Raw genomic sequence first — 13032 nt, forward strand, 5'->3', positions numbered from 1 at the left:
CAGTACGACGCGCTTTTTATTATGATGCTCTGCACTATACTCGTCATCAGTATACGAGTGAGGTTAACGACAGGGAATTTTGGCACAGGAAGCCCTGAAACAGGAGTGGGGAGATGTTTGGCTATCGTAGCAATGTACCTAAGGTCAGGCTGACCACAGACCGGCTGGTTGTACGGCTGGTGTATGACAGAGATGCGTTCCGGTTAGCAGAGTATTATGCGCAAAACCGTGTGTTCCTGAAGCCCTGGGAGCCCATACGCGATGAAAGCCATTGTTATCCTTCAGGCTGGCAAGCCCGGTTAAGCATGATAAATGAGCTGCATAAACAGGGGGGCGCGTATTATTTCGCGTTACTTGACCCGGACGAAAAAGAAATCTGTGGCGTCGCAAATTTTTCCAATGTGGTGCGTGGTGCCTTTCATGCCTGTTATCTGGGGTATTCGTTAGGGGAAAAATGGCAGGGCAAGGGATTGATGTTCGAGGCTTTGACCAGCGCGTTACGTTATATGCAGCGGACACAGAATATTCACCGGATTATGGCAAATTACATGCCGCATAATAATCGCAGTGGTAATTTACTGGCGCGTCTGGGGTTTGAAAAAGAAGGCTACGCCAAAAATTATTTGCTAATCGATGGTCAATGGCAGGATCACGTTCTTACTGCCCTGACCACCAAAGACTGGACCCCAGGGCGCTAAAAGGAGAGGGCATGAAACATCAATTTTCCCCAGAGGAAGCTCGCGTGATTGGCGTCTTGCTGGAAAAGCAAGTGACTACGCCAGAACAATATCCATTGTCGCTTAACGCTATTGTCACCGGGTGTAATCAGAAAACTAACCGTGAACCGGTGATGTCGCTAAGTGATGCAGATGTTCAGTCTGTGGTGGATGAACTGGTGCGCCGCCATCATGTCAGCCCGCAAAGTGGCTTTGGGAACCGGGTGACCAAATATGAGCAGCGTTTTTGTAATTCAGAGTTTGGGCAATTAAAACTTTCCGGCGCTCAGGTAGCTTTGCTGGCAACCTTGTTACTCCGTGGCCCACAAACGCCCGGTGAATTACGGATGCGTGCAGCGCGTATGCATGATTTTGCTGATATGCAGGAAGTTGAACAAACGCTGGAGGCGCTGGTCAGCCGTGACGATGGTCCGATGGTGGTGAAACTGCCTCGTGAACCCGGTAAGCGTGAGCATCGTTACCAACATTTGTTTGGTGACGGGAGTGAACCGGTAGTTGTGTCCGTCGGTAGCGAAAGCGAAGTGGACTCGGGTAGCCTGGTACAACGTGTTGCTGCACTGGAAGACGAACTGGCTGCGTTAAAAGCGCGGCTTGAAGCTGCGGGGTTATAATGGGCAAATTACGGGTGGGAATTGCCGGGCTTGGTAATATAGCTCAGAAAGCCTGGTTGCCAGTGCTGGCTCATGAGCAAGGGTGGCAAATAACAGGGGCCTGGTCGCCAGGCTAGGAGAAAGCCCGGCGTGTTTGTGAAGCCTGGAGAATACATTGCGCGGCGAGCCTTGCCGATGTACTGGCTGGTTGCGATGCCCTGTTTGTCCATACCGCAACCCACAGCCATTATGATGTCGTCAGTGCAGCCCTCCGGGCAGGGGTGCATGTCTGCGTAGATAAACCCCTTGCTGCAACACTCAGTGATGCAGAGAAACTGGTCTCCCTGGCCCGCCAGAAACAGTGTGCGCTGATGGTCGGTTTTAACCGGCGTTTTGCGCCGCATTACCAGGCCCTCAAGTCTCGTGTTACAGATAACCTGGCTTCGCTGCGCATGGAAAAGCACCGGGCAGACAGTGTTGGGCCTCAGGATTTGCATTTCACATTGCTGGATGACTACCTGCATGTGGTTGATACCGCGCTTTGGCTGGCTGGTGGTGAAGGCCGGGTAACCAGTGGGCGCATTCAAACCAATGAGAGCGGTGAAATGTTGTATGCTGAACACCATTTCGCTGTGCAACAGTCATTGGTTACCACCAGTATGCACCGCCGGGCAGGCAGCCAGGCTGAAACTATTCAGGCTGTGACGGATGGCGGTTTGTTTTGGGTTAAAGAAATGCGCGAGTGGGCTCAGGAATGTGGGCAGGGTGTGGTATCGGTACCTGTGCCGGGCTGGCAATCCACGCTTGAACAGCGCGGGTTTTATGGTTGTGTTCAGCATTTTATTTCCTGTGTGGAAAACCAGACTGCGCCACAAACATCCGGTGACCAGGCAGTGCTGGCGCAGCGTATTGTTGAAAAGTTGTGGCGCGAAGCAATAAGTGAATAACCCGGTGGTTATGTCCTGTAACGCTCTGTGGCTGGTTTTTTGCGTTTCCTCTCAGGTAGACTAGGCGGCCTTGTGGCTTTGCGGTGGCTGGGGATTACTGGTAAGTAAAGCAATACATAGCCAGGCCATGCTGGTAGTAAATAAAAATTTTGCGTATCGACTCTGTGGTGGCATGTCCGGCCAGTTAGTGGGTAACCCTGGAGTTGCTCAGTAACCTCATAAGGTTTGTCATCAGTCTGGCGCCTGCTTTGCAGGCGTTGTTGTTTTTGTGGAAACCGTACTGTAATGAACTTGTTAAAATCGCTGGCTGCGGTCAGTTCGATGACGATGTTTTCCCGTGTTCTCGGGTTTGCCCGCGATGCAATCGTCGCCCGGGTTTTTGGCGCAGGGATGGCGACAGATGCTTTCTTTGTTGCTTTTAAACTCCCTAATTTGCTGCGGCGCATTTTTGCTGAAGGGGCTTTTTCTCAGGCTTTCGTTCCTATTCTTGCTGAATACAAAAGTAAAGAGGGTGAGGAAGCAACGCGGGTATTTATTGCCTATGTGTCGGGCCTGCTCACACTGGCGCTGGCGTTGGTTACTGTTGTTGGGATGCTGGCAGCTCCCTGGGTGATTATGATCACCGCGCCAGGGTTTGCTGATACGGCAGACAAGTTCGCACTGACTTCGCAACTGCTGCGGATAACCTTTCCTTATATTCTGCTTATCTCACTGGCGTCACTGGTGGGGGCCATTCTTAACACCTGGAACCGGTTTTCCGTTCCGGCGTTCGCACCGACATTGCTCAATGTCAGTATGATAGGCTTCGCGCTGTTTGCGGCGCCCCATTTCCACCCACCCGTGCTGGCTCTGGCCTGGGCGGTTACTGTGGGTGGGGTATTGCAGTTGTTTTATCAATTACCGCATTTGCGCAAAATCGGCATGCTGGTTTTGCCGCGTATCAGTTTTAAAAACGAAGGGGCGATTCGGGTATTGCGCCAGATGGGGCCTGCTATTCTGGGGGTTTCCGTCAGCCAGATATCGCTCATCATTAATACTATTTTTGCGTCTTTCCTGGCTTCTGGCTCGGTTTCCTGGATGTACTACGCAGACCGCCTGATGGAGTTCCCTTCTGGCGTACTGGGTGTGGCGCTGGGGACGATTCTGTTGCCATCGCTGTCGAAAAGTTTCGCCAGTGGTAATCATGAAGAATATAACCGCCTGATGGACTGGGGCCTGCGCCTGTGTTTCCTGCTGGCATTGCCCAGTGCGGTGGCGCTGGGGTTGCTCTCTAAACCTCTCACGGTATCGCTGTTCCAGTATGGAAAATTTACGGCGTTTGACGCACAGATGACTCAGCGGGCTTTGATTGCTTATTCCGTTGGTTTGATGGGGCTGATTGTGGTGAAGGTGCTGGCGCCAGGGTTTTATTCCCGCCAGGATATTAAAACGCCGGTAAAAATCGCGATGGTTACGCTTATCATGACTCAGGTAATGAACCTGGCGTTTATTGGCCCGCTTAAACATGCCGGTTTGTCGTTATCTATTGGCCTTGCCGCCTGCCTGAATGCTGCTTTGCTGTACTGGCAATTACGCAAGAAAGGGATTTTTACACCTGAACCGGGCTGGCGCTTGTTTCTGTTTCGCCTGGTGTGCGCGGTAGTCGTTATGGCTGTGGTGCTGGTTGGGGTGATGTCTGTCATGCCAGCATGGCACTCGGGTGGTATGCCTGAACGCCTGTTGCGCCTAGTGGCAGTGGTTGTAGCCGGTGTTGTGGCTTACTTTGCCACTCTGTTGGTGCTGGGATTTAAGATAAAGGAATTCGCCCGCAGAACGTTGTAGCAGGGAAAGGGGTTAAGAACGTGAGCCCCCTGGTTGAGGGGGCTTAATCAGACGCTAAATTTTTTACCGCTGCGGTTAGGTGTGGCCGTTTGCCCGTCAGAGCCGTACAAGCCGGGCTCCTGATGGGGGCGCAACACTTCCAGCGCGTCTTTATTTCGCTCCAGTTGGCCTTCAAGCAGCCAGCCGTTGTGGGTGTTCAGGTCGTTCAGATAACGAGTTTTTTTCTTGATAGTCTGCCAGCGCAACTCTACCGGGTCATCATTGGCTGCAGCATGACGGGGGCGTTGCTCCATCCGCCGCAACTGTTCCAGGTAGTCGAGAGTTGCGAGTAACGAGCTTTTCTCTTCGGTGATGCGCTGTAACGCAACACCATTGACAAAACCCGCAGAGAGCTGGGCCTGTTCCGCGTCCAGAACGCGTTTAAGGTCATTCAGCACTGAAGTCATTTGATCCATCAGTTCTAACAGGCGGCTCATGGCAGCATTACTCTTCTAAATAGCTTTTCGCATCCTGAATCAGCGCATCGGCAATTTTACCGGTGTCCATTTTCAGTTCGCCATTTTTGATGGCAGTTTTGATAGCTTCAACCCGTTCCATGTTGATATCACTGGAACCTGGTTGCATCAGTTTGGACTGAGCGTCACTCAGGGTGACAGTGCTGCTGGTCTCAGAGCCAGTTTTGTTCAGGCGTACTTTCGCCGAAGTTGTGTCACTGCTTTCGCGTGTTTGAACAGTGCTCACGGGTTTTAGTGGTGATGTGCGCTCAATGCTCATATCTGTGTCCTCTGTGGTGGTCGCGCCGGGCGATACCTGTCATCTCGTTTCGTTGCTAATTTTTATCGGCAGCCTGAACAGAATCTTTAAGAGATTATAGATTAATAAGAATATTCCCATCACTGTCGACAGTCCCGCTGACCACCTGGCCTGACGACATTCTGACACGGGCATTTTGTGTGACTGCAGCATTGTTTAATGCCTTGCCTTCACTGTTCACGCTAAACCCTTGTCCCGCCGCAATAACTTGTACTTTTTGACCGGCTTTTACCCGCCACTGAACACGCAACATAGTGCGCATGATGGGTTGACCTGCGGCAATATTACGCAGTGTAACGGCATTGAGCGCATCGTCTACAGAAAACAGTGTATTCGGAGGTAACAGGTCCAGACGGCCATATTTTAGTTCAACGTCCCCCGGTGTTACCGGCGCCCCGCGCTCTAAAACCTGGCTTGCCACCACATAGTTCCCACTGGCCTGGACAGAAACCAGCACATAACGCTGCTGGCTACCGCAGCGCATCATTACACTCAGGTTACCCCAAAAACGCCCGGTTGCTGGCAGGCGGAATTCAGGGTTAGCGCACTGAGGTAATTGCGCCTGGGGCGAGTTGATTTTCACCTTCACGTCATCACTGACCCCCGCCAGGCGCTGTTGAAAAAAAGCATCCATCTGGGAATCAAGTTCACCTGCCAGGCAGGTAAGCGGTAGTGCAGCGACAAGCACTGCAACAGTGCTGAGTATTCGGGAAAACATAAGCACCTCCAGTTAGGGATGTTAAGGATTCTACCTGGAAGCAAAGTATTTCAAGGCGACAAATAGCGAAGCATTTTGCGTTTATTCCGTCGATAAAGCGCGCGCAAGGAGAATTAAGCTGTCGGCTATAACTCATCGTCTGCGCGGAGGAAACATGCTCGATAAACTGGATGCTGCACTGCGCTTTGGGCAGGAAGCACTCAACCTGCGGGCTCAGCGCCAGGAAGTTCTCGCCGGGAATATCGCTAATGCTGATACCCCGGGTTATCAGGCCCGTGATATCGACTTTTCCAGTGAACTGAAAAAAGTCATGGATCGCGGCAGGGCGGCGGAAGGGGGACTTTCCCTGACGCTGACATCATCACGGCATATTGCTGCTGAGACATCGTCTTCGCCATCAATGGATTTGATGTACCGGATCCCGGACCAGCCAGCAGCAGATGGCAATACCGTGGATATGAACCGTGAGAGGACAGCCTTTGCTGATAACAGCCTGAAATACCAGATGGACATCACCGCTATTACCGGCCAAATCAAAAGCATGATGTCTGTATTGCAACAACAGGGGTAACAGATGGCGCTTCTTAATATTTTCGATATTGCAGGTTCAGCGATGGCAGCACAGTCCGCCCGTCTGAACGTTGCAGCCAGTAACCTTGCGAATGCTGACAGCGTCGCAGGGCCAGACGGGCAACCTTATCGTGCCAAACAGGTGGTTTTCCAGGTCGATGCGCCTGTTGGTTCGCCAACCGGCGGTGTGAAGGTTGCAGGTGTCGTGGAAAGCCAGGACCCGTTCAAGATGGTTTACCAGCCGGGTAACCCGCTGGCAGATACCAACGGTTATGTGCGGATGCCGAATGTGGATGTTGTGGGAGAAATGGTTAACACCATGTCTGCATCGCGCAGTTATCAGGCTAACGTTGAAGTGCTCAACACTGTGAAAAGCATGATGTTGAAAACACTGACACTTGGTCAATAAAGGAGGAAACAATGTCTGTTTCAGTCAGTGTTAATGATACCAGCAGTGCGCTGGCGTCCAGTTCAGCAACCAGTTCGACCACATCATCCAGTGGCCTGACAACCAGTAGTGCAGACGATTTACAAGATGAGTTCCTGACATTACTTGTCGCTCAGATGAAAAACCAGGATCCGACCAACCCGATGGACAACAGCCAGTTGACCTCGCAGTTGGCTCAGATAAGCACCCTGAGCGGTATTGAAAAACTCAATACTACGTTGGGCTCTATTTCCGGACAAATTGATGACAGCCAGCAATTGCAGGCTTCTTCATTGATTGGCCATGGTGTCATGATAACCGGTTCTACAGTACTGGCGGGTAGTGGTGCGACCACGCCGTTTGGTGTGGAACTGGAGCAGGCATCAACCGCGACTACTGCCACGATTACTGACAGTAGCGGCAAAGTGGTGCAAACCATTAACCTCGGCGCGCTGAGTGCGGGTGTCCACACCTTCTCATGGGATGGCACAACATCTGATGGCTCAACGGTTGCGGATGGTTCTTACAATGTCACGGTTACAGCAAGTAACGGCTCTACACAATTAACAGCCCAGCCACTGCAGTATGCGCTGGTCAATGGCATCACCAGTAGCAGCAGCGGTAATTTGCTCGATTTAGGTACCTACGGCACCACTACGCTTAGCGAAGTGCGTCAAATTCTCTAACTTAACCATCAGGGGTAGGACACATGTCTTTTTCTCAAGCGGTCAGTGGCCTTAACGCTGCTTCCAGTAACCTGGACGTTATCGGCAACAACATTGCCAACTCCGCCACATACGGGTTTAAGTCCTCCGGGATTGCCTTTGCCGATATGTTTGCCGGCGCCAGTTCCAAAGTGGGCCTGGGTGTAAAAGTAGCGGCTGTTATCCAGAACTTCTCGGATGGTACAGTAACCAATACCAGCCGTGGCCTGGACGTGGCTATTAACCAGAACGGTTTCTTCCGTATGACGGATGACGCCGGCTCGGTTTACTACAGCCGTAACGGCCAGTTGCAACTCGATGAAAACCGTAACCTGGTTAACTCACAGGGGTACTATGTCACGGGTTATCCGGCGAGTGGCACACCACCCACTATTAACCAGGGTGCAAACCCGGTAACGCTGTCTATTCCGAGCTCCCCAATGTCTGCGAAAACCACCACAACCGCAGCAATGGAAGTGCAACTGAATTCATCAGACGATGCAATTACCAGCACCTTCGATTCAACCGATTCCACCACGTATAACAAGAAAGGCACGATCACGGTGTATGACACCCAGGGTAACACCCATGATATGAACGTGTACTTTGTTAAAACTGCAGATAACACCTGGAGTGTTTACACCCAGGACAGTAGCGTCAGCGGTAGTTCATCATCTCTGTTGGGGACGATGAACTTTGACTCTAACGGTAACCTGACCAGTACTACAGACAGCACCGGTACGGCGACCGCCACTGCCGGTATCTTCCCGAGCCTGACCACCGACACCAGCAGTGGTGCCACGCCTGCCACATTCTCGCTGGATTTCACCGGTTCCATGCAGCAGAACTATGGTAGCAACAACATTGTTTCTACCTCTCAGGACGGTTACGCACCGGGCGAAATGGTGAGCTATGCCATCAATGACGACGGCACTATTAGCGGTACCTACTCCAACGGTGAATCCCAGTTACTGGGCCAGATTGCCCTGGCAAACTTTGCTAACCCGGAGGGCCTGCAGTCTGAAGGTGACAACCTGTGGAGTGCAACTTCATCTTCAGGTGCTGCGCTGTTAGGGATTGCTGGTACTGGTACGTTCGGCACATTGACCAGTGGGGCGCTGGAGTCTTCCAACGTTGATCTGAGTAAAGAGCTGGTGAATATGATTGTTGCGCAGCGTAACTATCAGTCAAACGCCCAGACGATTAAAACTCAGGATCAGATCCTTAACACGCTGGTTAACCTGCGTTAATCGACTGACGGGGTGGCTTAATGGATCACGCAATATATACCGCCATGGGCGCAGCCAGCCAGACGCTGGATTTACAGTCTGTGACGGCTAACAACATGGCTAACGCGTCGACACCTGGTTTTCGTAAACAACTTGAGGCACTGCGTGCAGTGCCGGTTGAGGGGTTATCGTTACCAACCCGCACACTGGTTGCTGCCTCTACACCAGGTTCGGATATGAGTACCGGTTCGATGGATTACACCGGCCGTAATCTGGATGTGGCAATGCAGCAGGATGGCTGGCTGGCAGTACGGACCCCGAATGGCCAGGAAGCCTACACCCGTAACGGTAATATGCAGGTGAACGTCAATGGGCAGTTGGAAGTGAATGGCAATCTGGTGATGGGTGATGGTGGTCCTGTTGCCGTTCCCCAGAATGCTGAGCTGACTATTGCTGCTGACGGCACCATCACTGCGCTAAACCCGGGGGACCCGCCTAATACCGCAGCGCCAATTGGCCGTCTGAAACTGGTTAAGGCTACCGACAAGGAAGTGGAGCGTGGTGATGACGGGTTGTTTCATCTCACCCAGCAGGCGCAGGCCACGCGTGGCGCTACACCAGCAGCGGACCCAACACTGAAAGTGATGGCGGGCGTGCTGGAGGGTAGTAATGTCAACGCCGTTGAAGCCATGGCTGACATGATTAGCAACTCGCGCCGTTTTGAGATGCAAATGAAAGTTATCAGCAATGTTGATGGTAACGAACAGCGTGCGAACCAACTGCTGTCACTGACTTAATAAAACAGGACTTCACCATGATCAGCTCATTATGGATCGCGAAAACCGGTCTGGATGCACAACAAACCAATATGGACGTCATTGCCAACAACCTGGCAAACGTCAGTACCAATGGTTTCAAACGCCAGCGTGCAGTGTTTGAAGATTTGCTGTACCAGACAGTACGTCAGCCTGGAGCACAGTCTTCTGAGCAAACAACATTACCGACGGGCCTGCAAATTGGTACCGGGGTTCGCCCGGTGGCAACGGAGCGTATTCATACCCAGGGTAACCTGAACCAGACCGATAACAGCAAAGATATTGCGATTAAAGGCGAAGGTTTTTTTGAAGTACAGCTCCCGGATGGTACTACAGCCTATACCCGTGACGGCTCATTTCAGCTCGATTCCAACGGGCAGTTAGTGACTAACGGTGGGTTCCCTGTGCAACCGGCTATCACCATTCCCAGTAATGCTCTGAGTATTACTGTGGCGCGTGATGGCGTGGTAAGCGTCACCCTGCAAGGGCAGACAGCAACACAACAGGTGGGGCAGTTGAACCTGGCGACGTTCATTAACACCTCCGGGCTCGAAAGTATTGGCGAAAACCTTTACACCGAAACCCAGGCCTCTGGTGCGCCGACAGAATCAACCCCGGGCCAGAATGGCGCCGGGCTGCTGTATCAGGGATATGTAGAAACCTCCAACGTTAACGTTGCCGAAGAACTGGTCAATATGATCCAGGTTCAGCGCGCCTACGAGATTAACAGTAAAGCGGTTTCCACAACGGACCAGATGTTGCAGAAACTGTCACAACTTTAAAATCTGGCCGGCTTCGCCGCCGGCTAATATTTTCTGAAGATAAACGTAATGCAAAACCGTAACCAGTGGTATCGACCGCTTGTCATTAGCCTGAGTGTTGCCCTCGGTGGCTGTTCACTGGTCCCGAGTAAGCCGCTTATTCAGGGGCCAACTTCGGCACAGCCTATTCCAGGCCCGGTTCCGGCGGTCAATGGTTCTATTTTTCAGACTGTTCAGCCCATTAATTATGGGTATCAGCCGTTATTTGAAGACCGTCGCCCGCGCAATATTGGTGACACGCTCACCATTAATCTCCAGGAAAACGTCAGTGCCAGCAAGTCTTCTTCTTCTAACGCATCGCGTGATGGAACCAGTAGCCTTGCGGTAACGACAGCGCCACGTTACTTACAGGGGTTATTTGGTAATGCCCGTGCCGATCTCAATATGGAAGGTAAAAACGGTTTCACCGGCCAGGGTGGTTCCAGTGCGCAAAACACCTTTACCGGTACTCTGACGGTTACCGTAGACCAGGTTCTGGCTAACGGTAACCTGCATGTAGTGGGTGAAAAACAAATCGCGATTAACCAGGGTGCTGAGTTTATTCGCTTCTCCGGGGTGGTGAATCCACGGTTTATTTCAACCAGCAACACCGTCGCATCAACCCAGGTGGCGGATGCCCGTATTGAGTATGTCGGTAACGGCTATATCAATGAAGCGCAGCAAATGGGCTGGTTGCAACGTTTCTTCCTTAATGTCGCGCCGTTCTAAGCGAGGTGAATATGTTTAAGTCAATTTTCGCAATCGGATTGCTGCTGGTGGCAACACTGGCTCAGGCAGACCGCATTCGCGACCTCACCACTGTACAGGGCGTGCGTGATAACTCACTTATTGGCTATGGCCTGGTGGTAGGGCTGGATGGTACAGGTGACCAGACCACTCAGACTCCATTTACTACCCAGAGCCTGAATAACATGTTGTCACAACTGGGGATAACCGTTCCCAGTGGCACCAATATGCAGTTGAAAAACGTGGCAGCAGTAATGGTCACCGCAGACTTACCCGCGTTCTCCCGCCAGGGGCAGCGTATTGATGTAGTGGTTTCATCACTCGGTAATGCGAAAAGCCTGCGTGGTGGCACACTGCTGATGACGCCAATGAAAGGGGTGGATAACCAGGTCTATGCGCTGGCACAAGGTAATATCCTGATTGGTGGTGCGGGGGCATCTGCCGGAGGCAGTAGTGTTCAGGTTAACCAACTCAATGGTGGCCGGATTACTGGTGGTGCAGTGGTTGAGCGTGAATTACCCAGCAACTTTGGGCAAGGCAACAGCATCAATCTGCAACTCAACCAGGAGGACTTCAGCCTTGCACAGCAGATATCCGATACCATTAACCGCTCTCAAGGTTATGGCGTAGCGCAGGCTATTGATGCCCGTACTGTTCAAATTCGTGTTCCACCGGGAAACAGCTCCCAGGTGCGTTTCCTCGCGGATGTGCAAAACCTGCAGGTGAATGTACCGGTACAGGACGCCAAAGTGATTATCAACTCACGTACTGGTGCTGTGGTGATGAACCGCGAAGTGACTCTGGATAACTGTGCCGTTGCCCAGGGCAACTTGTCGGTAACCGTCAACCAGCAAAATGTGGTGAGCCAGCCCAATACGCCGTTCGCGGGTGGTCAAACAGTGGTAACGCCGCAAACGCAGATTGATATGCGCCAGAGTGGTGGTGCGCTGCGCCGCATCAACTCAAGCGCCAATCTGAACAATGTGGTTCGTGCCCTTAATGCGCTGGGTGCAACACCGATGGATTTGATGTCTATCCTGCAGGCTATGCAAAGTGCAGGTTGTCTGCGGGCGAAACTGGAGATTATCTGATGATTAATGATACCCAGTCCATGGCTGGCGCTGCGTGGGATGCGCAATCGCTGAATGAATTAAAACGGGCAGCAGCGAATGACCCTCAGGCTCACCTGAAAGCGGTAGCCAAAAAAGTTGAAGGGATGTTCGTGCAAATGGTACTGAAGAGTATGCGCCAGGCTTTGCCGAAAGATGACCTGCTCGACAATGACCAAACCCGTTTGTACACCAGTATGTACGACCAGCAGATTGCCGATGATCTCAGTGCTAAAGGCCTTGGTCTGGCAGACATGATGGTAAAACAGATGACCAATGGCACGCAGTCTCCGTCTGAAAAAGCGGGGACGGTGCCAATGAAACTCGATATGAACACCGTCATGCAGTATCAAACTCAGGAATTTACCCAACTGGTGCGTAAAGCCATTCCCAAGGCTCCGCCCAGTTCCGGGGCGATTGTCTCCTTTGCAGACAAAGACCTTGATGGTGACAGCAAAAACTTCCTGGCGCAGTTGTCTTTACCCGCCAAACTCGCCAGCGAACAAAGTGGCATTCCTCACCACCTGATTCTGGCGCAGGCTGCGCTGGAATCAGGCTGGGGGCAACGCCAGATTCGCACGGCCAGTGGTGCGCCCAGCTTCAATATTTTTGGGGTGAAAGCAACCGGCAACTGGAAAGGGCCAACTACCGAAATCACCACCACTGAATTTGAAAATGGCCAGGCGAAAAAAGTGAAAGCTGCGTTCCGTGTGTACAGTTCGTATCTGGAAGCGCTGTCAGATTATGTGGGCCTGCTGAGTAAAAATCCGCGTTATGCCGCGGTGACTACAGCGGCAACAGCAGAGCAGGGCGCTCAGGCATTGCAACGCGCTGGTTATGCAACGGATCCAGGTTATGCCAGCAAGCTTACCTCATTGATTCAGCAGCTAAAATCTATGAGCGATAAGGTCTCTAAAGCGTATAACAATGATTTAAGCAATTTGTTCTGATTAGCCTCAAGTCCTGGCCTGTGCTGCCGATAATCTCTGTCAGGACCCGTGATTA

At 52.0% G+C, this 13032-nt stretch carries 15 protein-coding genes and 1 pseudogene; 13 read left to right on the forward strand and 3 right to left on the reverse strand.

The features are described 5' to 3' along the window. Positions 1-113 precede the first annotated feature (113 nt). From rimJ to murJ, 4 genes and pseudogenes are all read left to right on the forward strand, one after another. Entirely contained in the window at positions 114-698 is a 585-nt protein-coding gene (gene rimJ, locus DT73_RS10630) for a ribosomal protein S5-alanine N-acetyltransferase (RefSeq protein WP_036108135.1), read from the forward strand. Between the two features lie 11 nt (positions 699-709). Further along, positions 710-1348, forward strand: coding sequence for a DUF480 domain-containing protein (locus DT73_RS10635; protein ID WP_036108137.1), 639 nt, complete (start codon positions 710-712; stop codon positions 1346-1348). Then, positions 1348-2274: pseudogene (locus DT73_RS10640) on the forward strand (Gfo/Idh/MocA family protein). The gene DT73_RS10635 and the pseudogene DT73_RS10640 overlap by 1 nt, the downstream one beginning before the upstream one ends. Positions 2275-2559: 285 nt before the next feature. After that, positions 2560-4095 (forward strand): murein biosynthesis integral membrane protein MurJ, encoded by a 1536-nt coding sequence (gene murJ, locus DT73_RS10645; RefSeq protein ID WP_036108138.1) that lies wholly within the window; start codon positions 2560-2562, stop codon positions 4093-4095. Positions 4096-4142: 47 nt separating this feature from the next. On the opposite strand, the gene flgN is transcribed toward murJ, so the two are convergent. The 3 genes from flgN to flgA all read right to left on the reverse strand — a co-directional run bounded on the left by flgN (position 4143) and on the right by flgA (position 5626). Further along, on the reverse strand, positions 4143-4571 hold the full coding sequence (gene flgN, locus DT73_RS10650) for a flagella biosynthesis chaperone FlgN (protein WP_036108141.1): 429 nt from the start codon (positions 4569-4571) through the stop codon (positions 4143-4145). Positions 4572-4578: 7 nt separating this feature from the next. Further along, positions 4579-4869, reverse strand: coding sequence for a flagellar biosynthesis anti-sigma factor FlgM (gene flgM, locus DT73_RS10655; RefSeq protein ID WP_036108144.1), 291 nt, complete (start codon positions 4867-4869; stop codon positions 4579-4581). 94 nt (positions 4870-4963) lie between these two features. After that, positions 4964-5626: a flagellar basal body P-ring formation chaperone FlgA gene (gene flgA / locus DT73_RS10660; protein WP_036108147.1), complete on the reverse strand. Its 663-nt coding sequence runs from the start codon at positions 5624-5626 to the stop codon at positions 4964-4966. Between the two features lie 154 nt (positions 5627-5780). On the opposite strand from flgA, the gene flgB reads away from it, so the two are divergent. Genes flgB through flgJ form a run of 9 tightly spaced genes read left to right on the forward strand, consistent with a single transcriptional unit; the run spans position 5781 to position 12977 of the window. After that, positions 5781-6197: a flagellar basal body rod protein FlgB gene (gene flgB / locus DT73_RS10665; protein ID WP_036108149.1), complete on the forward strand. Its 417-nt coding sequence runs from the start codon at positions 5781-5783 to the stop codon at positions 6195-6197. 3 nt (positions 6198-6200) lie between these two features. Then, the gene (flgC, locus tag DT73_RS10670; protein ID WP_036108152.1) at positions 6201-6605 is read left to right on the forward strand and encodes a flagellar basal body rod protein FlgC; all 405 of its coding nucleotides are present in this window, start codon (positions 6201-6203) and stop codon (positions 6603-6605) included. An 11-nt stretch (positions 6606-6616) separates the two neighbouring features. After that, entirely contained in the window at positions 6617-7309 is a 693-nt protein-coding gene (gene flgD, locus DT73_RS10675) for a flagellar hook assembly protein FlgD (protein WP_036108155.1), read from the forward strand. A gap of 23 nt (positions 7310-7332) precedes the next feature. Beyond that, the gene (gene flgE / locus DT73_RS10680) at positions 7333-8577 is read left to right on the forward strand and encodes a flagellar hook protein FlgE (RefSeq protein ID WP_036108157.1); all 1245 of its coding nucleotides are present in this window, start codon (positions 7333-7335) and stop codon (positions 8575-8577) included. Between the two features lie 20 nt (positions 8578-8597). Then, complete coding sequence (locus tag DT73_RS10685; protein ID WP_036108160.1) at positions 8598-9353, forward strand: flagellar basal body rod protein FlgF; 756 nt, start codon at positions 8598-8600, stop codon at positions 9351-9353. A 17-nt stretch (positions 9354-9370) separates the two neighbouring features. Next, entirely contained in the window at positions 9371-10153 is a 783-nt protein-coding gene (gene flgG / locus DT73_RS10690; RefSeq protein ID WP_036108162.1) for a flagellar basal-body rod protein FlgG, read from the forward strand. Between the two features lie 48 nt (positions 10154-10201). Then, positions 10202-10900, forward strand: a complete 699-nt coding sequence (locus DT73_RS10695; RefSeq protein WP_036108165.1) for a flagellar basal body L-ring protein FlgH — start codon at positions 10202-10204, stop codon at positions 10898-10900. 11 nt (positions 10901-10911) lie between these two features. Continuing rightward, positions 10912-12009 (forward strand): flagellar basal body P-ring protein FlgI, encoded by a 1098-nt coding sequence (locus DT73_RS10700; protein ID WP_036108168.1) that lies wholly within the window; start codon positions 10912-10914, stop codon positions 12007-12009. Beyond that, positions 12009-12977, forward strand: coding sequence for a flagellar assembly peptidoglycan hydrolase FlgJ (flgJ, locus tag DT73_RS10705; RefSeq protein ID WP_036108171.1), 969 nt, complete (start codon positions 12009-12011; stop codon positions 12975-12977). The genes DT73_RS10700 and flgJ overlap by 1 nt, the downstream gene beginning before the upstream one ends. Positions 12978-13032: the final 55 nt, after the last annotated feature.

It is taken from the genome of Mangrovibacter sp. MFB070, assembly GCF_000705335.1.
Classification (GTDB): Bacteria; Pseudomonadota; Gammaproteobacteria; order Enterobacterales; family Enterobacteriaceae; genus Mangrovibacter; species Mangrovibacter plantisponsor.